This is a genomic window from Mesorhizobium sp. M1338, assembly GCF_040318045.1.
Lineage (GTDB): Bacteria > Pseudomonadota > Alphaproteobacteria > Rhizobiales > Rhizobiaceae > Mesorhizobium.
In genome coordinates this window covers 1-20412 of sequence record NZ_JAMYLL010000012.1, presented here as the reverse complement: position 1 = coordinate 20412, position 20412 = coordinate 1, and the positions used below count along the sequence as shown (strand labels likewise).

At 62.9% G+C, this 20412-nt stretch carries 24 protein-coding genes and 1 riboswitch; of the genes, 13 read left to right on the top strand and 11 right to left on the bottom strand.

From position 1 onward, the window contains the following. The first annotated feature begins 96 nt into the window (after positions 1–96). The gene (locus tag NKH19_RS13830; RefSeq protein WP_502910934.1) at positions 97–423 is read left to right on the top strand and encodes a glyoxalase superfamily protein; all 327 of its coding nucleotides are present in this window, start codon (positions 97–99) and stop codon (positions 421–423) included. On the opposite strand, the gene NKH19_RS13825 is transcribed toward NKH19_RS13830, so the two are convergent. Beyond that, positions 389–1270 (bottom strand): LysR family transcriptional regulator, encoded by an 882-nt coding sequence (locus NKH19_RS13825; RefSeq protein WP_352867914.1) that lies wholly within the window; start codon positions 1268–1270, stop codon positions 389–391. The two genes, NKH19_RS13830 and NKH19_RS13825, sit on opposite strands and share 35 nt — an antisense overlap. 208 nt (positions 1271–1478) lie before the next feature. Between NKH19_RS13825 and NKH19_RS13820 the strand changes: the two genes are divergently transcribed. Continuing rightward, complete coding sequence (locus NKH19_RS13820; RefSeq protein WP_352867917.1) at positions 1479–2426, top strand: DMT family transporter; 948 nt, start codon at positions 1479–1481, stop codon at positions 2424–2426. Here NKH19_RS13820 and NKH19_RS13815 read toward each other — a convergent pair whose 3' ends face one another. From NKH19_RS13815 to NKH19_RS13805, 3 genes are all read right to left on the bottom strand, one after another. Next, positions 2427–2798, bottom strand: coding sequence for a response regulator (locus NKH19_RS13815; RefSeq protein WP_352867920.1), 372 nt, complete (start codon positions 2796–2798; stop codon positions 2427–2429). 75 nt (positions 2799–2873) lie between these two features. Beyond that, positions 2874–3416: a hypoxanthine phosphoribosyltransferase gene (gene hpt / locus NKH19_RS13810; protein WP_352867923.1), complete on the bottom strand. Its 543-nt coding sequence runs from the start codon at positions 3414–3416 to the stop codon at positions 2874–2876. Between the two features lie 20 nt (positions 3417–3436). Next, positions 3437–4078 (bottom strand): hypothetical protein, encoded by a 642-nt coding sequence (locus NKH19_RS13805; RefSeq protein WP_352867925.1) that lies wholly within the window; start codon positions 4076–4078, stop codon positions 3437–3439. Positions 4079–4273: 195 nt separating this feature from the next. Between NKH19_RS13805 and ftsE the strand changes: the two genes are divergently transcribed. The 3 genes from ftsE to NKH19_RS13790 all read left to right on the top strand — a co-directional run bounded on the left by ftsE (position 4274) and on the right by NKH19_RS13790 (position 6733). After that, positions 4274–4933, top strand: coding sequence for a cell division ATP-binding protein FtsE (ftsE, locus tag NKH19_RS13800; protein WP_010911739.1), 660 nt, complete (start codon positions 4274–4276; stop codon positions 4931–4933). Further along, positions 4926–5921 carry a cell division protein FtsX gene (locus tag NKH19_RS13795; protein WP_352867928.1) on the top strand — a complete coding sequence of 332 codons (996 nt, stop codon included), beginning with the start codon at positions 4926–4928 and terminating at the stop codon, positions 5919–5921. Before ftsE ends, NKH19_RS13795 begins: the two co-directional genes overlap by 8 nt. Positions 5922–6007: 86 nt before the next feature. Continuing rightward, positions 6008–6733, top strand: coding sequence for a YdcF family protein (locus NKH19_RS13790; protein ID WP_352867930.1), 726 nt, complete (start codon positions 6008–6010; stop codon positions 6731–6733). Positions 6734–6737: 4 nt separating this feature from the next. On the opposite strand, the gene NKH19_RS13785 is transcribed toward NKH19_RS13790, so the two are convergent. Further along, entirely contained in the window at positions 6738–7388 is a 651-nt protein-coding gene (locus NKH19_RS13785; RefSeq protein ID WP_352867931.1) for a pyridoxamine 5'-phosphate oxidase family protein, read from the bottom strand. Between the two features lie 21 nt (positions 7389–7409). After that, entirely contained in the window at positions 7410–7880 is a 471-nt protein-coding gene (locus NKH19_RS13780) for a nuclear transport factor 2 family protein (RefSeq protein WP_352867932.1), read from the bottom strand. 122 nt (positions 7881–8002) lie between these two features. Here NKH19_RS13780 and NKH19_RS13775 point away from each other — a divergent pair, with 122 nt between their 5' ends. Together NKH19_RS13775 and NKH19_RS13770 are read left to right on the top strand one after the other, a co-directional pair. After that, entirely contained in the window at positions 8003–8905 is a 903-nt protein-coding gene (locus NKH19_RS13775) for a LysR family transcriptional regulator (protein WP_352867933.1), read from the top strand. A 116-nt stretch (positions 8906–9021) separates the two neighbouring features. Then, entirely contained in the window at positions 9022–9810 is a 789-nt protein-coding gene (locus NKH19_RS13770) for a lysophospholipid acyltransferase family protein (RefSeq protein ID WP_352867935.1), read from the top strand. 22 nt (positions 9811–9832) lie between these two features. Here the strand turns inward: NKH19_RS13770 and NKH19_RS13765 are convergent, their stop codons facing one another. The 3 genes from NKH19_RS13765 to NKH19_RS13755 form a co-directional block, all read right to left on the bottom strand. Then, a complete protein-coding gene (locus NKH19_RS13765) occupies positions 9833–10459 on the bottom strand; it encodes a LysE family translocator (RefSeq protein ID WP_352867937.1) in 627 nt (208 codons plus the stop codon). 90 nt (positions 10460–10549) lie between these two features. Further along, positions 10550–11497, bottom strand: coding sequence for an aldo/keto reductase (locus NKH19_RS13760; protein WP_352867939.1), 948 nt, complete (start codon positions 11495–11497; stop codon positions 10550–10552). Between the two features lie 122 nt (positions 11498–11619). Next, complete coding sequence (locus tag NKH19_RS13755) at positions 11620–12141, bottom strand: gamma-glutamylcyclotransferase (RefSeq protein WP_352867940.1); 522 nt, start codon at positions 12139–12141, stop codon at positions 11620–11622. Positions 12142–12292: 151 nt separating this feature from the next. On the opposite strand from NKH19_RS13755, the gene NKH19_RS13750 reads away from it, so the two are divergent. Further along, a complete protein-coding gene (locus NKH19_RS13750) occupies positions 12293–13291 on the top strand; it encodes a DUF2125 domain-containing protein (protein ID WP_352867943.1) in 999 nt (332 codons plus the stop codon). A gap of 10 nt (positions 13292–13301) precedes the next feature. Continuing rightward, positions 13302–14225 carry a sugar kinase gene (locus NKH19_RS13745; RefSeq protein WP_352867945.1) on the top strand — a complete coding sequence of 308 codons (924 nt, stop codon included), beginning with the start codon at positions 13302–13304 and terminating at the stop codon, positions 14223–14225. Between the two features lie 7 nt (positions 14226–14232). Here NKH19_RS13745 and NKH19_RS13740 read toward each other — a convergent pair whose 3' ends face one another. Together NKH19_RS13740 and hisC are read right to left on the bottom strand one after the other, a co-directional pair. Further along, positions 14233–15168: a prephenate/arogenate dehydrogenase family protein gene (locus NKH19_RS13740; RefSeq protein WP_352867948.1), complete on the bottom strand. Its 936-nt coding sequence runs from the start codon at positions 15166–15168 to the stop codon at positions 14233–14235. 6 nt (positions 15169–15174) lie between these two features. Then, a complete protein-coding gene (hisC, locus tag NKH19_RS13735) occupies positions 15175–16284 on the bottom strand; it encodes a histidinol-phosphate transaminase (RefSeq protein ID WP_352867949.1) in 1110 nt (369 codons plus the stop codon). Between the two features lie 135 nt (positions 16285–16419). Continuing rightward, positions 16420–16497: riboswitch (SAM riboswitch) on the top strand. 112 nt (positions 16498–16609) lie between these two features. On the opposite strand from hisC, the gene metX reads away from it, so the two are divergent. From metX to NKH19_RS13715, 4 genes are all read left to right on the top strand, one after another. Next, positions 16610–17779 (top strand): homoserine O-acetyltransferase MetX, encoded by a 1170-nt coding sequence (gene metX, locus NKH19_RS13730; RefSeq protein WP_352867951.1) that lies wholly within the window; start codon positions 16610–16612, stop codon positions 17777–17779. Beyond that, entirely contained in the window at positions 17776–18390 is a 615-nt protein-coding gene (metW, locus tag NKH19_RS13725) for a methionine biosynthesis protein MetW (protein WP_352867954.1), read from the top strand. Before metX ends, metW begins: the two co-directional genes overlap by 4 nt. An 11-nt stretch (positions 18391–18401) precedes the next feature. Further along, positions 18402–19202 (top strand): Stf0 family sulfotransferase, encoded by an 801-nt coding sequence (locus NKH19_RS13720; RefSeq protein ID WP_352867968.1) that lies wholly within the window; start codon positions 18402–18404, stop codon positions 19200–19202. 121 nt (positions 19203–19323) lie between these two features. Further along, a complete protein-coding gene (locus NKH19_RS13715; RefSeq protein WP_352867956.1) occupies positions 19324–20331 on the top strand; it encodes a glycosyltransferase in 1008 nt (335 codons plus the stop codon). Positions 20332–20412 lie beyond the last annotated feature (81 nt).

Sequence of the window (20412 nt, the reverse complement as noted above, 5' to 3'; positions counted from 1 at the left end):
GAAGCGGTTTTCCGTCCGGAATTGCGATAAAACAACAAAGGGATTGCCGCCCCGCCTCGACCACACCCGAAAACCCTCCCGGACGGTTGCAGCACCATGCCTAAACTTGGCGCTGTCATCCCTATCCTGCGCATCTTCGATATTGCCAAGGCGCGTGAATTCTACGTCGGCTTCCTCGGCTTCGAAGTGCGGTGGGGGCATAGCTTTGACGACAACGCGGCGACGGTGCCTCGGCATTGCCGTGCGCATAAGGGTCGAGGATATCGCGGCGCTGCATGGCGAATTGATCGGCAAGAAATACCGCTTCGCCAGGCCCGGCCTGGAAGAAAACGCCATGGAAGACCCGCGAGGTATCGGTCGCCGACCCGTTCGGCAACCGCCTGCATTTCTACGAGGATGCCGCCGGCTGATTCAGCCTGTTGACGAACGCCTCGCGGATTGCCTCCTGCATGCCGTCGATCGCCTCGCCTGACGCATTCGGGTTGCGGTGCATCACCACATTCGAGGAATCGATGGCGCCGAACCCGTCCGCGGTCGTCAGTTCACGGCAGCCGTCGGGAATGTTGCTGCGCGAAATCGGTGCGATCGCCAGTCCGGAGGTGACGGCGAGCTTGAGGCCGCCGGTGGTGTCGCTGGTATAGGCGACACGATAGGCAAGACCGCGCTGCTCCAGTGACTTGATGGCGAAGTCCTTGCACCAGCCTGCCCGGTTGTAGAGCGCGATCGGCACCGGCTGTTCCTCATGCATGTGGTGCAGGGTCGACGTCACCCACACGGTCGGATCGTGCATCAGCACTTCGCCGCCGGCAGGATCCTGCCATTCGAACACCACGCACAGATCGAGTTCGCCCGCGGCAAGCGCCGCTATCTGTGCCCCCGAATGCGCATAGCGCACGGTGACCTCGACCTGCGTGTGGCGCTTCGAAAAGGCGCCGAGCGCGCGCGACAGGATGGCGTGGCCATACTCCTCCGGAATGCCGATGCGCACCGGCCCGCCAAGCGGCGCCGCCGCCATCGAAGCCGCCGTCTCGTCGAGCAGCGAGACGATGCGGCGGGCATTGACGATGAGTTCGCCGCCGCGCCGCGTCAGCGCGACGCCGCGCGAGCCGCGCTCGAACAGGCTGTCGCCGATCAGCTCTTCGAGCTTCTTCATCTGCATCGACACCGCCGACTGGGTGCGGCCGGCCTGCTCCGCCGCCTTGGTGAAATTGCCGGTCTCGGCAATCGCCACGAAGGTGCGCAGGAGGTCGCTGTCGAGGGTCGGTCGCATGAAATCCGCCATAAGGAAATTTGATCGCTGGCATCATTCCAATTCGTTTGCAACATGTCAAACGCAGGACGATAGTGGCCACTCCCATTGGATATGCGGCTGCGAAATCAGCCGCGGACCAATCAAGAGTCCTCACTCGTGCCCGCTGCCCGAAACGGTGGCGGGTTCTTTTTAGCTTGCGGTCGCGGTACTGGAGCCTGGAATCGTCATGCGGAACCGGATGGTGCGCGGCATCCTGAGCCTGTGTCTCGGCGTGCTGGTCTTCTCGTTGCAGGACCCGCTCGTCAAAGCCGTGTCGAGCGGTTATCCGGTGACCGAAGTGATGGCGATCCGATCGATCGTCGCCTTGCCGATCCTGATTGTTCTGGTCCATACCGATGTCGGCCTGCGGGCGATCCTGTCGAAGCGATTCGGCATGCTGACGATGCGCGCCTTCATCCAGTTCACCTCCTATACGATGTACTATCTCGCCATCGCCGCTTTGCCGCTCGCCGACGCGGTGGCGCTCTACTTCATGGCGCCGCTGTTCATCATGGCGCTGGCCGGGCCGTATCTTGGCGAGCGCGTCTCCTGGCAAACGATGGCAACCGTGCTGATCGGGCTGTTCGGCGTCCTTGTGATGCTGCGCCCGGGCGCAGGGCTGTTCGACTGGGCGGCACTGCTGTCGCTGGGCTCGGCGGCGCTCTATGGCTTTTCGCAGCTGATGGCCCGCAAGATAGGCGATACCGAATCGTCCACCGTCATGGCCTTCTATCAGAACGGCGCCTATCTGGTCGGCGCCGCCGTGGTTGCCGGCGCGTTTCACCTTGCCGGCATCACCCATGCCGTCCACCCGAGCCTGGAATTCCTGGTGCGGCCCTGGCTGTGGCCGATGCTGCCCGATTTTCTCAAGATGGCGGCCTGCGGTTTCGTCGCTTCCGCCGGCATGATCCTGCTGTCGCAGGCCTACCGGATGGCGCCGGCCAACCGCGTCGCCACCTTCGAATACACCGGCATTCTGTGGTCGCCGCTGTGGGGTTTCCTGTTCTTCGCCGAAATGCCGCGGTCGACGACCGTGATCGGCGCGGCCCTCATAATCGGCGCCGGCCTGCTGGCGCTCAACACCGAACGGCGCAAGAGCGCTCCACCCGCGCTCACTGCTGCCGATCCAGCCTGATCAGGCGAAGCAGATCAGAGCCCGTTCGACGCGCGAGCGGATTTCGGCCAGCGTGAAAGGCTTCTGCACGACATCGAGGATGATGCCGTTCAATTCCTCGGCGCGCTCGCGCTGGTCGGCATAGCCGGTCATCAGCATGATCTTCATCGCCGGAAAGAGCGCTGCCGCCGCGATCGCCATCTCGATGCCGTCCATCTCCGGCATGCGGATGTCGGAGACGACGAGATCGTAGCCGCCACGCGCGGCCTGGATCAGCGAAAGCCCTTGCGCGCCGTCCGCCGCGATATCGATTGTATGCCCGGCGCGTTCAAGCGCGCGGGCGGCCAGGGTGCGTACGGACTCATCGTCCTCGACGATCAGAAGCTTTGCCATGACCGGCATACTTGGCGCTGAAAAGTTGACTTTTCCTGAAAGCGCGCAGGGTCGGTGGATCTTTTTGGAAGCCGCTCACGCGTCCCCTTTCACGACGCCGACAAACGGCAGTTCGCGAAAAGCGTGCGCGACATCCATGCCGTAGCCGACGACGAAATAGTCGGGGCAGTCGAAGCCGACGTAGTCGGCATTGAGCGCGGTCTGGCGGCGCATGCGCTTGTCGAGCAGCACGGCGACGGAACAGCTCTTGGCGCCCCTCGACAGCATCAGGTCGCGGGTGAAGCTCAGCGTCTTGCCCGATTCGAGAATGTCGTCGATCAACAGCACGTCGCGGCCGGCGACCTCATTGTCGATGTCGCGCAGCACCTTCACCTCGCCGCTGGTGGTGCCAGCGCCATAGCTGGAGATGAAGATGAACTCGACCTCCGGCGACAGGCCGACATCGTGCATGGCGCGGATAAGGTCGGCGGCGAAGATGAACGACCCCTTCAGCACCGAAATCACCAGCAGATCGTGATAGTCGTGGCCGGCGATCTCCTTGGCGAGCTCAAGGTTGCGCCGGGCGATCGCCGATGCTGAAAACAGGACTTCGATGTCCTTGCCGCGTACGATTGGCATTGGTGTTCCTCGATAGTCGCCTATTGAGCGAAAGTGACTAAAACGGTTCTTACGCCGTTCTTAGGCACGTCGAGCCGGCTGGCAAAGCCGAATCTTTCGCGCGGCGCCAGCGCGCGGCCGGATGTCCCCAACGTATAGCGGGTTGTGCGCCCGTCATTGCTCGTCACCCGAATTTCGAGCGGCGGCAGTTGCACAGGTTTCGCACCATCGTTGGCGGCCTCGCCATCGACGAACAGCGTTGGGTTCGGCCCCGAGGCGTCGATGCGTGACGTGACGCCTGAAATGCTGAGCGCCGACGCCTGCGCGCCGGACAGGAACGGCGCCTGGCGCACCAGCGCATGCCCACCCGAGACCCAGAAGGCGGCAAGGGCGGCCCCTAGGCCGGCGACCCAGAAGATCGGCCCGCCGCGCGAGGCCGGTGGCCGCTCCGCCGGGGCCTCGGGCTTGCGCAGCATGTCCATGCCCTCGATGGCCGGTGTGACGATCGCACGCGGCAGCGGCAAAACGCTTTCCACGACAGGGACAAGACGCGGCATCACCACATAGTCGGCATCGACGATGTCGGCAGCCGAACCACGCATGAACCGGTCCGCTACGGCAATTGCCGCCGGATCGGTCATGATTTCGCCGGAAACCGGGCGCGCGGTTCGATCGTCAGCCATATGGCCCCAGCATTGCAGAACGTGTTCGCTTTTCGTTTCTTTTTGCGTAAACACAAATGGTTAACGCTTCCCCACCGGAGCCCTCGTGACGAACCGAAAGAACGCAGGAATTAACCGCCGGTTAACCATGCCGGCCGATGGTCTTTACCCAGAACAGGCCGGCTCGCCGCCGTGCCGAATTTCAGGTCGCCGAAATTGATTCGCTTCGAAAATGTCGGCCTCCGTTATGGCATGGGTCCGGAAATCCTCCGCGACATCTCCCTGCACATTCCGGAGCGCTCCTTCCAGTTCCTGAGCGGGCCTTCGGGCGCCGGCAAGACGACGTTGCTGCGCCTGCTGTTCATGTCGCTGAAGCCGACGCGCGGGCTGATCACCATCTTCGGCAAGGACCGCTCGCGCATCTCGCGCACCGAGTTGCCGCATCTGCGGCGCCGCATCGGCGTGGTGTTCCAGGACTTTCGCCTGCTCGACCACATGACCACCTACGAGAATGTCGCGCTGCCGCTGCGCGTGCGCGGGCGCGAGGAGGCGAGCTACCGCACCGATGTCACCGAACTGTTGAAGTGGGTTGGGCTGGGCGAGCGCATGCATGTGCTGCCGCCGGTTCTGTCCGGCGGCGAGAAGCAGCGCGCCGCGATCGCCCGCGCGCTGATCGAGCAGCCGGAGATCCTGCTGGCCGATGAGCCGACCGGCAATGTCGATCCGCCGCTGGCGCGACGCCTGCTGCGGCTGTTCATCGAACTCAACCGTCTCGGCACCGCCGTGGTGATCGCCACCCACGATCTCGGCCTGATGGAACAGGTCGACGCGCGCCGCATGATCCTGGCCGGCGGAAGGCTGGACATTTATGACTGAACTGTCCGCCGGACATCTTGTCGAACGAACGCAGGACGCCGAGGCTACCGAGGCAAGGCCGCGCGCCCAGCGCAGGATGGCACCGATCGTGCCGGCGCAGAACATCGCCGGCCGGGCGCTGGTGCTGGTCATCGCCATCATGACCTTCCTTTCCTGCCTGACCTTCGGTGCGGTGACGCTGGTGCGCGACACGGCTTCCGTCTGGGAGAACCAGATCTCGCGTGAGGCGACGATCCAGGTTAAGCCGGTCGACGGTCTCGACATGGAGGCAGCCCTTGCCCAGGCTTCGCAGATCGCCGGCGAATTTCCCGGCGTCAAGGCGACCCGGATCATCGATCGTGAGGCGACCGCCAGGCTGTTGGAGCCGTGGCTCGGTTCGGGCCTTAACATCGACGAACTGCCGGTGCCGCGCCTGATCATCGTCACCATCGACGAGAGCAGCCCACCCGATTTCGCCGCCATGCGCGCCGCGATCACGCCGAAACTGCCGAGCGCCTCGCTCGACGATCACCGCACCTGGGTCGACCGGCTGGTGGCCATGGCCCGCACGACGGTGACCATCGGCATCGCCGTGCTGGCGCTGATGCTGTCGGCGACCGTGCTGACCGTGGTGTTCGCCACACGCGGCGCCATGGCCGGCAACGGCCACATCATCGAAGTACTGCATTTCGTCGGCGCCGAAGCGCGCTTCATCGCACGCGAGTTTCGCCGGCATTTCCTGGTCACCGGCATGAAAGGCGCGGCAGCCGGCGGCGCGGCCGCTGTGCTCGTCTTCATCGCCTTTTCCTGGTGGTCGTCGCGCAACATGGCAACGCCGCAGGCCGACCAGGCGACCGCCCTGTTCGGCAATTTCGCCATCGGCTCGGCGGGCTATCTCGGTGTCGTCTTGATGGTGCTGGTGATCGGCGGACTGACGGCGGCAACCTCGCACGCCACCGTCGTTGCCTATCTCAGCGACATCGACGTCCGCCAACCGGACGCGGGCTAACGACATGGACAGATCACGGATGGAGAATTCACGTAACGCAAAGTGCGTCTTTTAACTACCCAAGGTCGCATTTCAGGATTAACCATATGGCGATGGACGCGCGGGATTCAACCGGTACGGCTGGGCAGATGCCAGTGGTGGTTGCCCGTTCGCATGACCGCCGCACAGTGAGCCGGATAAGGGCCGCGTTGCGTATGTCCGCTCTCTCCTTGCTCGTCCTCGCGACTTTGTTTGCCGGCGGCTTCGGCTGGTTCGCCAACAAGGTCAGTCACCTGACGACCCCTGCCAATCCAGCCAGGGCCGACGCGATTATCGTGTTGACCGGCGGCCAGTCCCGCCTTGACGCGGCGATGGACCTGCTTGCGTCGGGCAAGGGCGAGCGGCTGCTGATCAGTGGCGTGCATCCTTCCGCCAGCCGTCGTCAGCTGCAGGCGGCGACCGGTGGCGACAAGCGATTGTTCTCCTGCTGCGTTGACATCGACCGTGCCGCGCTCGACACGATCGGCAATGCCGAGGAAAGCGCCAAATGGGTGGAGAGCCATGCCTATGGCACGGTGATCCTCGTCACCAATAATTATCATATGCCGCGCAGCCTGCTGGAAATGGGCCGGCTGCTGCATGGCGCCAAGCTTGAGCCCTATCCGGTGGTCAATTCCAACCTCGACAATGGCGGCTGGCTGACCAAGCCGCGGGCATTGCGCGTGCTGTTCACCGAGTACAACAAATATTTGCTGGCGCTGGCGCGTGGCATCGTGCCGGTGAAGCCAACTCCAGCCGGTATAGCGCTGGCCGAAACCGCGGCCGGCGGCTGAACCATTATTCCCCGGCGGCCGCGCCTGCCCTGGAGGCAGCGCCCGACATCCCCTTGAGCCGCGCGACCTCCCGTTCGAGGCGCTCGATCCGCTTGTCTCTCTCGCCGAGTGCAGCCGCCACGTCGGCCGCCTCGAAACGCTGCGGAATATGTTGTGGGCAATTGGCATCCCAGGCCGAGACCGTGAACAGGATCACCTGCTCGGGGCGGGCCTTGTAGTCCTGAGGCATCAGCTTCGCCATCAGCTCGGCATCGTTCTCGACAACGCGCGCCGTACCCCAGAGCTTGATGCGCTGGCGGTGCATATAGTCGATCAGGAACAGGAAGGCCTGCGGATTGTCGGCCAGATTGCCCTGCGTGATGAACTGCCGGTTGCCGGCAAAATCCGCGAAGCCGATCGTGTGTTCATCCAGCACCTTGAGGAAGCCGGCCGGTCCGCCGCGATGCTGGATGTAGGGCTGGCTATCGCCATTGGCCGTCGCCAGGAAGACGCTGGTCTGCATCTCGATGAAGGCGGCAACGTCAGGGGTGATCGCGGCTTGCCAGCCGCCACGCTCCTCGACGCGGGCATAGGACTGGCGTGAACCCTTGCGTGCCTGGATCGCCTTGACGGTCGGCGTGAAGGCGACGTCGCTGGTGAAAGCATGCGCGTTCATCGAAAGCCTCCTGGAATTGCTCTAAAGCCCGAGTTCCGACAGTGTTGGGTGATCGTCCGGCCGCCGGCCGAGCGGCCAGTGATACTTACGATCAGCCGCGCCGATCGGCAGGTCGTTGATGCTGGCGATACGCAGGCGCATCAGGCCGTGTCCGTCGAATTCCCAGTTCTCGTTGCCGTAGCTGCGGAACCATGAACCGCTGTCGTCGTGCCATTCATAGGCGAAGCGCACGGCGATGCGGTTGTCGTGGAAGGCCCAGACCTCCTTGATCAGCCGGTAGTCGAACTCGCGGCTCCATTTGCGCGTCAGGAACGCCTGGATCGCATCGCGGCCTTGCAGGAATTCGGCCCGGTTGCGCCAGCGGCTGTCCGTCGTATAGGCAAGCGCGACCCGTGCCGGATCGCGGGAGTTCCAGGCATCCTCGGCCATGCGCGCCTTTTGCGCTGATGTCTCGGCTGTGAACGGCGGCAGCGGTGGCCGGGCTTCGGACATGATTGCTCCTTGCAGGTTGTGGCCATGCTACAGGCAGGCCGACAACAACAATATAAAGCCTTCCATCGTTCCGATGCAGATGACATATTTGCAACTCGTCCTTCCATTTTCCGGAAGAAGCTGTGGATCGTCTCGAAGCAATGTCTCTCTTTGTCGCCGCGGTGGAGGCCGGCAGCCTGTCCGCGGCAAGCCGCCGTTTCGGCATTCCGCTGGCAACGGTCAGCCGCAAGGTTTCCGATCTGGAACGCCATCTCAACACACGCCTCTTGAACCGCTCGACGCGCCGGCTGACGCCGACCGATGCCGGCCAGGCCTATCTTGCCGCCTGCCGCCGCATCCTCGACGACGTCGGTGAGGCCGAACGCACGGCTGCCGGAGAATACAGCGCTCCAACCGGCGAACTGGCTATCACCGCGCCGGTCGTCTTTGGCCGCCTGCACGTGCTGCCGGTCGTCACCGGCTTTCTCGCAGCCTACCCCGACGTGGACATACGCCTGACATTGGCAGACCGCATAATCCAGCTGGTCGAGGACCATTTCGACCTCGCCATCCGCATCGGGCAGTTGCCCGATTCGAGCCTGGTCGCGATGGGCGTCGGCGCGATCCGCCGCGTCGTTTGCGCCAGCCCGGCCTATCTGGCCGAACACGGCACGCCGATCACCCCGGAGGACCTCGAAACACACGATTGCATCACCTTCGAGGGACTTGCTTCCGCCGCCACCTGGAGCTTCACCAAGGGCAAGGCCGAAATCCCGGTCCAGGTCCGTTCACGGCTTCAGGTCAACAGCGCTGAAGCGGCCATCGACGCGGCGATCGCCGGCGTCGGGCTGACCAAAGTGCTCTCCTACCAGATCGAGGCCGCGCTGCGGTCCGGCTCGCTGCGCGTCCTGTTGGAGGAGTTCGAGCCGGCGCCATGGCCGGTAAGCCTGGTGCATGCGGGCCACGGCCTGTTGCCGGTGAAGCTGCGTGCCTTCCTCGATTTTGCCGCGCCGCGCCTGAAGGAGCGGCTGGCGCGGTTGATGTAGCGGAACCTGGACCGTCGACGGATCGCTCTTCATCGCCGATCGGAGCGCCCGTCGGCCATTTCCTTTTTCCCCGCGCTTGGTGTAACCAACGCTCACCTCCTCACCGGGCCTCCCCCATGCTCTATGCCAGATCGCTGACGTTCAATTTCGTCTTCTACGTCAACCTGATCGTCCAGATGATCCTTTGGACCCCCTATTATTTCCTGTCGCCCCGTCACCGCGCCTGGTTCGTGCCGAAATTCTGGTCGCGCACCTCGATGTGGCTCTTTGACAAGATCGCCGGAACGAAGAATGACATCACCGGCCAGGAAAACCTGCCGGCAGGCTCGTTCATCCTGGCGCCCAAGCACCAGTCGTTCTGGGACGCGATCGCCTTCTTTCCCTTCCTCCAGGACCCGCTCTACATTTTGAAACGAGAGCTGACCTGGATCCCGTTCTTCGGCTGGTACATCATGAAGATGCGGATGATCCCGGTTAACCGCGGCAGCCGCTCGAAGGCGCTGAAGGCCGTGGTCGCCGCGACCAAGGAGGAGATGGCGCGCAACCCTCGCCAGCTGATCATCTATCCCGAGGGCACGCGCCGGGCGCCGGGCGACGAGCCGGCCTACAAATACGGCATCGTCGAAATCTATGCTCAGCTTGGCGTTCCGGTCGTGCCGGTTGCCCATGTCGCCGGCCTTTATTGGCCGCGGCGGAAATTCCTGCGCTACCCCGGCACGATCAAGGCGCGCTTCCTGCCGCCGATTCCACCGGGACTGAGCAAGGACGAATTCATGGCCCGGCTGATCGGGGAAACGGAAGCTGCCTGCGACCAGTTCCTGATTGATGCGGCGCGCGGCCCGAACCCACCCGCCTTGCCGCCGACAGCGGTGAAGCGGTTGCGGGAACTCGGCGCTAAAGCCTGAGCGAAAACTCCGGGGCCAGTTTTCAGCGGAACACGGCCAGCGCGGTGGTCAACACCAGCGTCCCGGCAAAGACCAAATTGACGATCCGCGAGGTTGCCGGCTGGCGCAGGAACCGCGCGAACGCTGCTCCCGCGACGAGCCACACCGCATGGATGGCGACGATCATCAGGGCGAGAACCGTCAGCCCAAGCCATGGACCGATCTCAGCGACGCCTTGTTTCGACGAAGCGCCGGCGAACACGGCGGCGATCGCCACATAGGCCTTTGGGTTGGCGACAGCGAGAAGAAACCCGGCCAGCCATGTTGGACGCGAAGCCTCGCCAGCGCGCGCCGCCAAGGGTGGTGCCGTGGCGATCTTAAAGGCGAGATAGAGAATGTAGGCCGCGGACGCGACAGCCAGCAGCGGCGCCAGCTTCGGCATCGAGGTGAGCACAGCCATGACCCCGGTCGCGACAACCAAAAGCACGGCGATCGTGCCCAGGATGATCCCGCAGGCATAACCCAGCGAGTGGCGCAGGCCGAAGGCGGCACCGACGGCGGTGACGCTTATCGTTGCCGGCCCCGGGCTGCCCATGACGACCGTGGCGGCAAGCACCAGCGCGAGCAGCTGACGCCAAAGGTCCGGCTGCGAAAGCAGCGGCTCAGTCATCTCACCCTCTGCCTTGCCCCTGCGAAAAACGGTATGGCAAGACGAGAGGGTGGTCTTGGACGTTCGTGCGAGGAGCGGTCGCCGAAAGCTTCAGCCGCTCGCCTTGTCGAGTTCGGCCATGTCGTTGCCGCTCAGTTTCAGCGACGCCGCCTTGATCAGGCTGTTCATCTGCTCGGGCTTGGTCGCGCTGGCGATCGGCGCGGTCACACCTGGCCGCGCGATCACCCAGGCAAGTGCGACTTCCGCTTGCTTGGCCGAATGCCTGGCCGAGACCGCGTCCAGTGCCGCGAGGATGCGATATCCGCGCGCATTGAGATAGTCCTTCACCCCGCCGCCACGCGGGCTTTGGCCAAGATCGGCCTCGCGGCGGTATTTGCCGCTGAGAAAGCCCTTGGCCAGGCTGAAATAGGTGATGACGCCGATGTCCTCGGCCACGCACAGATCGCGCAATGGCCCATCGAAGGACGAGCGATCGTAAAGATTGTATTCCGGCTGCAGCACTGCGTAGCGTGGCAGGCTGCGCAGGCTCGCCACATCGAGTGCGGCGCGCAACTGAGCGGCGTCGAGGTTCGAGCAGCCGGCATAGCGGATCTTGCCCTTGGCGAGCAGCTTTTCATAGGCGCCAAGAGTTTCCTCGTAGGGCGTCGTCGGGTCCGGCCAGTGCGACAGATAGAGGTCGATTGTGTCGGTCTGCAGCCGCTTCAACGATGCGTCGACGGCCTTTTCGATGTATGCGGCGGACAGGTCCTTGTGGCCCTGCCCCATATCCGAACCGACCTTGGTGACCACGATGACCTTGTCACGATTGCCACGGTCCTTCATCCACTTGCCGATGATGGTTTCCGACTCTCCGCCCTTGTGGCCGGAGACCCAGCGCGAATAGGCGTCCGCCGTATCGATGGTGTTGAGGCCGGCGCCGACGAAGCGGTCGAGCAGGTCGAACGAGGTTTTCTCGTCGGCGGTCCAGCCGAAGACATTACCGCCCAGAACCAGCGGCGCGATGGAAAGGTCGGTGCGACCGAGACGGCGTTTCTGCAAGGCGTATCTCCGGGATAATTGGGGCGGGCGAATGGCGCCCGCGGGGCTGAGGTTCGGAGCCTAACCTAGGTCTTGACCGATCGAGGTCAAAAGCCTGGCCGCCTTTTTCCGCAGCGCCAGCTTCACAAAGGCGCGACCTGCCGCGCCACCTCTTCCAGCCAGTGGTCGCGAATGCCCAGCGCCTCGAGGTGCTCCAGAGTGCTCAGCACATAGTCCTCGTTGATGCCGGACTGGCCGGCCGCACCGCGCACCACGGCCGCCGCCTCCGCCGCGTCGAGGGCGCCGGCATATTGCTCGTGCTGGCGGTCGACGATATAGGCCACCGCCTCGACCGTCCGGCCTCCGTCGAGACGAATCTTGAGCAAGCGCTCGAGATAGACGTTGGTGACCAATTCGCGCTCGCGCAGATAGGCGATGACCTCGTCGCGCAAGTCGCCGGGAACGCGGAACGCCAAGCCGATGCAGGAGCCGCCACGATCTAGGCCGAGCACCAGCCCCGGCCGTTCACGCGTGCCGCGATGCACGAAGGAATAGACGCAAAGCGAGCGCCGGTAGCCATGCAGGCGGGCACGCTGTGTCTCGACATGCGCGAAACCCGGCCGCCAGATCAGCGAACCATAGCCAAACACCCAAAAATCGCCCATATCGCCGCGCCTGATTGCAAAAGATGCCAACACCGCACCGGGACCGGTGTCTTTTCCGCCTGTCCCCGTCTACCTATTCGTCTCTGTCTACCTATTGTTGGCGGGATCGACTGTCCGTCCGCAACACCCATGCGTTAACGAGAGCCAAAGCATGACGTCAAGTGACGAACGCCAGCCGAGTAAACGTCGCCGCCTGTTGTGGCTTGCCGCGCTCGTCGTGGTGCTGTTTGCCATCTACAGCGGCGGCTGGTTCTATCTGGCTGACCGGGTCAGGAGCGAGGCCGACAAGGCGGTTGCCACGCTGAACAAAACTGGCGTCGAAGCCGGCTGCGCCAACCTCCAGGTCAGCGGCTATCCCCTGAGCTTTACCGTCTCCTGCGACAATTTGGCTTACGAGGACGATGCCAGGAACATCGCCGCTTCGGCCGGCAGCTTCAACGCAGCCGCCCAGATCATCCAGCCTCTGTCACCGGTTGCCAATCTGCGCGGCCCGCTCAGGACTTCCGTTCCAGGCATGGCGCCGCTGTGGATCGACTGGGACAATCTGCAGGCCAACGTCAAATTGTGGTGGCCGCTACCGCAGCGGATTGCCCTGGAGGCGGAGGGCCTGTCCGGCCAGACCGATCCGGCCGACGATACCGACCCGGTGCAATTGTTCAGCGCCGGCAAGGCGGCCGGCCAACTGCGGCCGAATGGGTCGGACATCGACTATCTCGGCAGTTTCGGCGATCTCGAGATCGACCCCGGCGCGATCGGCGGGCGCGTGCTGCCGGCGCTCGATGCCAGCGGCGACGCAACGCTGAAGAACGGCGTCGCGTTGATTGGCACGCAGGTGAAAAGCCTGCGCGGCCAGGCGATCGAAATCCGCAACCTCGACCTGTCGTCGGGGACGGCGCGCATCACTGTTTCGGGACCGCTCTCGGTCGATGCCGAGGGCCTGGTCAACGCCGATCTGATGATCAGGCTGAAGGACCCGAAGGCGGTGGCGGCCATCCTCGGTGCCGCCATACCCGAGCAGAAAAGCCAGATCGAGCAGGGCTTTTCTGCCCTGGCGGTGCTCGGCAACGAACCGTCGATGCCGCTCAAGGTGGTCAAGGGCAAGGCCTCGTTCGGCTTCATCCCACTGGGCAAGATCAAGCCGCTCAATTAAGCATCCCAGTATGAACAGACCGGCAAAACTTCTAAGCGTCGGCGCGCTGACGCTCGACACCATCCTGCGTGTCGAGACACTGCCCGTGCATCAGGGCAAGTTCATCGCCTCCGACGGCGTCCAGATCGCCTCGGGCATGGCCACCAGCGCTGCCTGCGCCGCCCATCGCCTGGGCGCCGAGGTATCGCTGTGGGCGAGCGCCGGCGACGATGTCATCGCCGACCAGCTCATCGCCAGCGTCGAGGCCGAAGGCGTCGATTGCACCTTTGTGCGCCGCGTCAGAGGCGCCCGCTCGGCGCTGGCCTCGATTCTGGTCGACGCGCATGGCGAGCGCATCATCGTGCCGTTCTATGACAGGCTTGCCCAGGCCGATCCCGAAGCCTTGCCGGTCGCCGACCTCTCCGCATTCGATGCCGTACTGGTCGATGTCCGCTGGCCAGGTGCGGCAGCACTTGCCCTGAAGGCGGCGCGCGCCGATGGTCGGCCGGCGATCCTCGATGCCGACACCGCGCCGCTGGAGGTCCTGGAACAGCTGTTGCCGCTCGCCACGCACATCGTTGCATCGGAGCCGGCGGCGCGCATTGTCTGCGGCCAGGCGCTCGATCCGGAAACGGCTTGCGCCGATCTCGCCAGCCGCACCGACGCCTTTGTCGCGGTGACTGGCGGCGCGGCGGGGAGTTGGTGGCACGACCGTTCCGCAGGCTGTGTGCGCCACGTCGCGGCGCCGAGAATCAAAGCGGTCGACACATTGGCGGCCGGCGATGTCTTTCACGGCGCCTTCGCCGTGGGGATGGCCGAAGCCATGCCGGTCGAGCAGGCGCTGCGCTTTGCCAGTGCGGCCGCCGCGCTCAAATGCCTACACTTCGGCGGCAGGCTTGGTGCCCCGGACCGCGCCGAGACTTTGGCCATGGTTGCCGCGACCTGGCCCGCCTGAAACAGACTTAGGTCTTTGCCGGGTGTTCGACCGCCTGGCGGCCAAAATCGGGCACGTCGATGTCCTGGCCGGCCTCGATGATCGAGCGGCGCACGGCGCGGGTGCGGGTGAACAGGTCGAAGAGTTTTTCGCCGTCACCCCAGCGGATCGCGCGTTGCAGCGACGCCAGATCTTCCGAGAACCTCGCCAGCATTTCGAGGATGGCATCCTTGTTGTGCAGGCACACATCCCGCCACATCGTCGGGTCGGAGGCGGCAAGACGCGTGAAGTCACGAAAGCCGGAAGCCGAATATTTGATCACCTCGGACTTGGTTACCGACTGCAGATCATCGGCGGTGCCAACGATGTTGTAGGCGATGATGTGCGGCAGATGCGAGACGATGGCCAGCGTCATGTCGTGATGCTGGGGATCCATCGTGTCGATGTTGGCGCCGCAGCGGCGCCAGAATTCCGACAGCCGTGCCAGCGCGTCCGGGTCGGTATCGGGCAGCGGCGTGAAGATACACCAGCGATTGTCGAACAGGTCGGCGAACCCGGCATCGGGGCCGGATTTTTCCGTGCCCGCCAGCGGATGACCGGGAATGAAGTGGACGCCGGCCGGCACATAAGGCTGCATCTGCGCGATGACGGATGCCTTGGTCGAGCCGACATCGGTCAGGATCGCGCCCGGCTTCAGCGCCGGTGCGATTTCCTCGGCCACGGTGCCGGACGAGCCGACCGGCACCGAGACGATGACCAGATCGGCATCGCGAACCGCCTCCTTCGCATCGGTGGTGTAGCTATCGCCCAGCCCAAGTTCTTTCGCTCGCGCCAGCGTCGCGGCACTGCGGGTCGAGATAGCGACGTGGTGGGCCAGACCCTCGCGGCGGATGACGCGGGCCAGCGACGAGCCGATCAGGCCGATGCCGACCAGCGCGATCTTTTCAAACATCGGTGATGTCATGGTGTTCTAGCTTTTCAGGAATGTCGTGAGTGCGGCGACAACGCCGCGATTGGCCTCTTCGGTGCCGACGGTCATGCGCAGCGCGTTGGGAAAGCCGTAGCCGGAAACGCGCCTCAATATATAGCCGCGCGCCGTTAGATACTCGTCCGCCGCAGCTGCGGAATGTTTGTTGTCCTCGGGAAAATGAACGAGGACGAAATTGCCGACGCTCGGCGTCACCCGCAGTCCAAGCTTTGTGAACTCCTCGCTCAGCCATGCCAGCCAGGTCTCGTTGTGCGCGATGCTGCGCTCGATATGGGCGCGGTCGCGGATCGCCGCGATGCCGGCCTCGATCGCCGTTGCATTGACGTTGAAGGGGCCACGCACGCGGTTGATTGCGTCGACGATGTGCATCGGCCCGTACATCCAGCCGATCCGCGCCCCGCCAAGGCCGATCTTGGAGAAAGTGCGGGTCATCACCACGTTCTCGGCGCTGCCGACGAGCTCGATGCCGGCTTCGTAGTCGTTGCGGCGGACATATTCTGCATAGGCCGCGTCTAACACCAGAAGCACGTGCTTGGGCAGACCTGAGTGCAGCCGGCGCACCTCCTGGAACGGCACATAGGTGCCGGTCGGGTTGTTGGGATTGGCGAGGAACACGATCTTGGTGCGCGGCGTGACGGCGGCCAGGATGGCGTCGATGTCGGCGCGCTCGTCTTTTTCCTTGATCGTCACCGGAACGGCACCCGCCGACTGGATGTAGATCTTGTAGACCATGAAGGCGTGTTCGGTGATGACAGCCTCGTCGCCGGGCGCCAGATAAGTCTGCGCCAGCAGGCCGAGGATCTCGTCGGAGCCGTTCGAGCAGATGATGTTGGCCGGGTTCAGGCCATGCACTTCGGCGATCGCTTCGCGCAGCCGCCTGGCGGTGCCGTCGGGATAGATATCGAGCTTTCCGGCAATCTCGCGCGCGGCTTCGATCGCCTTTGGCGACGGACCGAGCGGGTTCTCGTTCGATGACAGCTTGTAGACCTTGGCGATGCCGGCGGGCGCCGTGCTCTTGCCCGGCACATAGGCATCGATGTCCATGATGCCCGCGCGCGGGGTTGGACGTGCCTTGTCCGGTGTCTGGCTCATGTCGTAAAATCCGTCGAGAACGCTCCTCAGGGAAGCCGCAGCGGAAATACAAGCCGTGGCCCGCAATGTCGAGAGGTGACCGCCTCGGGACAAAGGCTGGCCGTTGACGCCAGCACGCCACGGGCCTAGAAGGGTGCGAACTTCCGTGGTGATTTGGCCGGTCGGCTTGCAGCCACGTTAAACAACTTGCTAAAGGGCCGTTTGCATCCTGTAACCGGCTTTGCGACTGCAATGCCGGTTTTTTGTTGTCCGCGCCGGCCGGATACCGCATCGGCATCGATTTTCGAAAAGCACGGTGCAGGGATCAAGGTGTGAGATGGATGCAATGGCCGCTCTGCGTGCTCGCAAAACCAACAACGAGGCCGACCAGCCATCGAGCCCGGTTTTGCGTTTTGGGCCTGACAAACCGCTCAAGCTGGACGCCGGTACGCTGCTGTCGCCGTTCCAGATCGCCTACCAGACCTATGGCACGCTGAACGACGCCCGCTCCAACGCCATCCTCGTCTGCCATGCGCTTACCGGCGACCAGCACGTCGCCAGCACCAATCCGGTGACCGGCAAGCCGGGCTGGTGGGAGGTGCTGATCGGCCCCGGCAAGATCATCGACACCAGCCGCTTCTTCGTCATCTGCTCCAACGTCATCGGCGGTTGTCTGGGTTCCACCGGACCGGCCTCGACCAATCCCGCCACCGGCAAACCCTATGGGCTCGACCTGCCGATCATCACCATCCGCGACATGGTGCGCGCGCAGCAGATGCTGATCGACCATTTCGGCATCGAAAAGCTGTTCTGCGTGCTTGGCGGCTCGATGGGCGGCATGCAGGTGCTGGAATGGGCGTCGAGCTACCCGGAGCGCGTCTTCTCGGCGCTGCCGATCGCCACCGGTGCGCGCCATTCCTCGCAGAACATCGCCTTCCACGAGGTCGGCCGGCAAGCTGTCATGGCCGATCCGGACTGGCATGGCGGCAAATATTTCGAACACGGCAAACGCCCGGAAAAGGGCTTGGCGGTGGCGCGCATGGCCGCCCACATCACCTATCTGTCGGAGGCCGCCCTGCACCGGAAATTCGGCCGCAACCTGCAGGATCGCGAAGCTCTGACCTTCGGCTTCGACGCCGACTTCCAGATCGAGAGCTATCTGCGCCACCAGGGCATGACCTTCGTCGATCGCTTCGACGCCAATTCCTACCTCTACATGACCCGGTCGATGGACTATTTCGACCTCGCCGCCGACCATGGCGGCCGGTTGGCCGACGCCTTTGCCGGCACCAAAACCCGCTTCTGCCTGGTGTCCTTCACCTCGGACTGGCTGTTTCCGACCGAGGAGAGCCGCTCGATCGTGCATGCGCTCAACGCGGCCGGCGCGTCGGTATCCTTCGTCGAGATCGAGACCGATCGCGGCCACGATGCTTTCCTGCTCGACGAGCCGGAACTGTTTGCCGCCATCAATGGCTTCATCGGCTCGGCGGCCCGGGCGAGAGGATTGAGCCAATGAGCGTCAACCGCGACCAGCGTGTCGACCTCGAGGTCGTCGCCAATCTCATCCCGCCGCGGTCCCGCGTGCTCGATGTCGGCTCGGGCGACGGCTCGCTGCTCGAATTGCTGCAAGACAGCAAGCAGGTCGATGGCCGGGGATTGGAGCTGTCGCAGCGCGGCGTCAACGAATGCGTGGCGCGCGGCCTCTCGGTCATCCAGGGCGATGCCGACAAGGACCTCGAATTCTATCCCGACAAGGGCTTTGACTTCGTCGTCCTGTCGCAGACGCTGCAGGCCACCCGCAACCCGAAGCTGGTGCTCGACGAATTGCTCAGGATCGGCAACCGGGCGATCGTGTCCTTCCCCAATTTCGGCCATTGGCGCGTGCGCCTTTCGCTGTTCCTCAACGGCCGCATGCCGGTGACCAAGGACTTGCCCTATTCCTGGTACGACACGCCCAATATCCATTTCTGCACCATCCGCGACTTCGTCAATCTGTGCGACGAACTCGGCGCAACCGTGGAAAAAGCAACCGCACTCGACGCCAATGGCCAGAAGATCGGCCTGTCGATGCCGTGGTGGTTCTGGAATTTCTTCGGCCAGCAGGCTGTGTTCTTGCTGAAGCGGTAGTCTTGATCGCCATGCATCTTTTTCGTAGGCGCCCTCTGCCAGTTGAAATCCCGCCGGAAATGCTGGCTGGGTTGAAAGCCGGAATTCTCATCTGCACCTCACCGCGCAGCGGCAGCAATCATCTGGCCGGATTGATGGCGGCCACCGAGCTTGGCAACCCCCTCGAGTGGTTCGGTGGCCGCCGTGTTCTCGCAATGCCGAACTATCCTCGCGATCCCCGTGCCCAGGTTTTGCGTGCATTGAAAGATGGGCGGTCTCCCTCTGGAATTTACGCTGCCAAACTGTTTGCAAGCCAGTTTTTGCAGGTGGCCAAGACTGTGGATCTCCCAGCCAGCCTTCCAGGACTGCACTACGTGCGCTTGACTCGCCGCGATCTCCTTGGTCAGGCAATCTCTTGGTCACGCGCTCGTCAGACCGGTCGGTTTCGCTCTACTGAGGCTGTTCAGAACTCACCACGCTATGACGGCGCATCGATAGCGGAGGCCCTTGAAAAAATCGTGCTGGAGAATCTGTCGTGGGACATCTGGCTTGCAAAAAACGGATTGTCTTTCCTGTCCTTGACATACGAGGAACTCTTGGCAAATCCACAGGCCAGCCTTGAGAAAGTCGCGGGTCTGGTAGGCGCGCAACTCACATTTGAATCTGCTGAATCTGCACCAGCCCCCAGTTCAGGTCTCGAAATCCAACGAGACAACGTCAATATGGAGTGGAGGGAGCGCTTCTTGTCGCAATACTCGGACCCCTCAAAATTCAACCTCAGCAATCATCGCGCTTTCGGCACTCTTAGAAACCTGGGCCAGCGTCCGATCTGATCGAAAAGGCGATGTGAAGATCATAGGTGACAAGGAGCGCTTTGCGAATCTACTGCCGCTTGATCCGTAGGGTTGTCTTTACATTGGGTTGCGGCGACGATAGCCACCTAGACGCTGATAAATGGTCGGTGCAGAGATGGTTGAGGAACGCGCAACATACTCGCTCGTCTTGGAAATGGAGAACGCCAAATCCATAGATTGGGGCGAAGTCGGCGTTGGACTGAAGGCGCTGGCGCGTGAAATCACTTCGGTTTCCTCAGCCGGCTTGGCCAGACCGAAGGTTGTCATCTCCCACGGCGGAACAGAGGCGGATGCAAAAACGCTTCGTAGCGACATCACAGCGGAAGCGCCGCAACTGGAACGAGTTGCCGACGTCATCTTTGCCGCTTGCCCAGGAGGGCGATATTACGACCTGAAGAATAATGGAATCTTGAAAGCCGATGGGGACGTAATTGTCTTATCCGACTCAGATACCGTAGCTGAACCCGGATGGCTATCAACTTTACTTGAGCCGTTCGCACAATCTGAAATTGTTTGCGTGAACGGATATACCTACCTATTGCATGATGACTTCTTTTCTAGAACATTTGCTTTGATTTGGTTTTTTCCAATGGCACATGGAGACGGGAGATTTGCTTCAAAGAGGGCAATTAATGCCAATAATATAGCTTTTCGGCGCGACTGGATTACAAAAAATCCTTTTCCAAAACATAATGGGTTCAAAGTCTCCTGCACATTGCTGATGCGCAAGCTAAAACTTGAAGGTCACAAGATCTATAATGTCAATGCACGCGCTTACCATTACTCGCCACGTGGCTGGAAATTCTTTTACTGGCGTGCACTGGTAACCGGTCGCGATGCCGACCGCAAATATGTGGAGCTTAGCGCGCCTAGCCGCACGCAACGGGTGGCGAAGTCGTTCAGCCGATGGTTCACCATGTCGTGGCGCACAACACGACGTATTGTCGGCCATGCCCGAGAAGCAGGGATGCCGCTTTGGCAAATTCCATTTTCCCTGATTGTCGGTCAGGCATTTTATGGCTTGGCGTTTTGGGGCCAGTTCAGTTTCGCTGCCGGCATGGTTCGCGACGAAATCGAGACCGTGCCTGACTATGTCGGGCACAGCTAGCCCGGATATCTCACACTGTCTTTTGGCGTAGGTCTGAAGCGGGGATTTTGCGAGCGCGTGAGTTGCAGGCAAGGGCTGTCG

Bases quoted from the DNA above. Each gene is read 5' to 3' on its own strand.
- NKH19_RS13830 (WP_502910934.1), top strand. From the start codon at position 97: ATGCCTAAACTTGGCGCTGTCATCCCTATCCTGCGCATCTTCGATATT.
- NKH19_RS13825 (WP_352867914.1), bottom strand. From the start codon at position 1,270: ATGCGACCGACCCTCGACAGCGACCTCCTGCGCACCTTCGTGGCGATT.
- NKH19_RS13820 (WP_352867917.1), top strand. From the start codon at position 1,479: ATGCGGAACCGGATGGTGCGCGGCATCCTGAGCCTGTGTCTCGGCGTG.
- NKH19_RS13815 (WP_352867920.1), bottom strand. From the start codon at position 2,798: ATGGCAAAGCTTCTGATCGTCGAGGACGATGAGTCCGTACGCACCCTG.
- hpt (WP_352867923.1), bottom strand. From the start codon at position 3,416: ATGCCAATCGTACGCGGCAAGGACATCGAAGTCCTGTTTTCAGCATCG.
- NKH19_RS13805 (WP_352867925.1), bottom strand. From the start codon at position 4,078: ATGGCTGACGATCGAACCGCGCGCCCGGTTTCCGGCGAAATCATGACC.
- NKH19_RS13795 (WP_352867928.1), top strand. From the start codon at position 4,926: ATGACTGAACTGTCCGCCGGACATCTTGTCGAACGAACGCAGGACGCC.
- NKH19_RS13790 (WP_352867930.1), top strand. From the start codon at position 6,008: ATGGCGATGGACGCGCGGGATTCAACCGGTACGGCTGGGCAGATGCCA.
- NKH19_RS13785 (WP_352867931.1), bottom strand. From the start codon at position 7,388: ATGAACGCGCATGCTTTCACCAGCGACGTCGCCTTCACGCCGACCGTC.
- NKH19_RS13780 (WP_352867932.1), bottom strand. From the start codon at position 7,880: ATGTCCGAAGCCCGGCCACCGCTGCCGCCGTTCACAGCCGAGACATCA.
- NKH19_RS13770 (WP_352867935.1), top strand. From the start codon at position 9,022: ATGCTCTATGCCAGATCGCTGACGTTCAATTTCGTCTTCTACGTCAAC.
- NKH19_RS13765 (WP_352867937.1), bottom strand. From the start codon at position 10,459: ATGACTGAGCCGCTGCTTTCGCAGCCGGACCTTTGGCGTCAGCTGCTC.
- NKH19_RS13755 (WP_352867940.1), bottom strand. From the start codon at position 12,141: ATGGGCGATTTTTGGGTGTTTGGCTATGGTTCGCTGATCTGGCGGCCG.
- NKH19_RS13750 (WP_352867943.1), top strand. From the start codon at position 12,293: ATGACGTCAAGTGACGAACGCCAGCCGAGTAAACGTCGCCGCCTGTTG.
- NKH19_RS13745 (WP_352867945.1), top strand. From the start codon at position 13,302: ATGAACAGACCGGCAAAACTTCTAAGCGTCGGCGCGCTGACGCTCGAC.
- NKH19_RS13740 (WP_352867948.1), bottom strand. From the start codon at position 15,168: ATGACATCACCGATGTTTGAAAAGATCGCGCTGGTCGGCATCGGCCTG.
- hisC (WP_352867949.1), bottom strand. From the start codon at position 16,284: ATGAGCCAGACACCGGACAAGGCACGTCCAACCCCGCGCGCGGGCATC.
- metX (WP_352867951.1), top strand. From the start codon at position 16,610: ATGGCCGCTCTGCGTGCTCGCAAAACCAACAACGAGGCCGACCAGCCA.
- metW (WP_352867954.1), top strand. From the start codon at position 17,776: ATGAGCGTCAACCGCGACCAGCGTGTCGACCTCGAGGTCGTCGCCAAT.
- NKH19_RS13720 (WP_352867968.1), top strand. From the start codon at position 18,402: ATGCATCTTTTTCGTAGGCGCCCTCTGCCAGTTGAAATCCCGCCGGAA.
- NKH19_RS13715 (WP_352867956.1), top strand. From the start codon at position 19,324: ATGGTCGGTGCAGAGATGGTTGAGGAACGCGCAACATACTCGCTCGTC.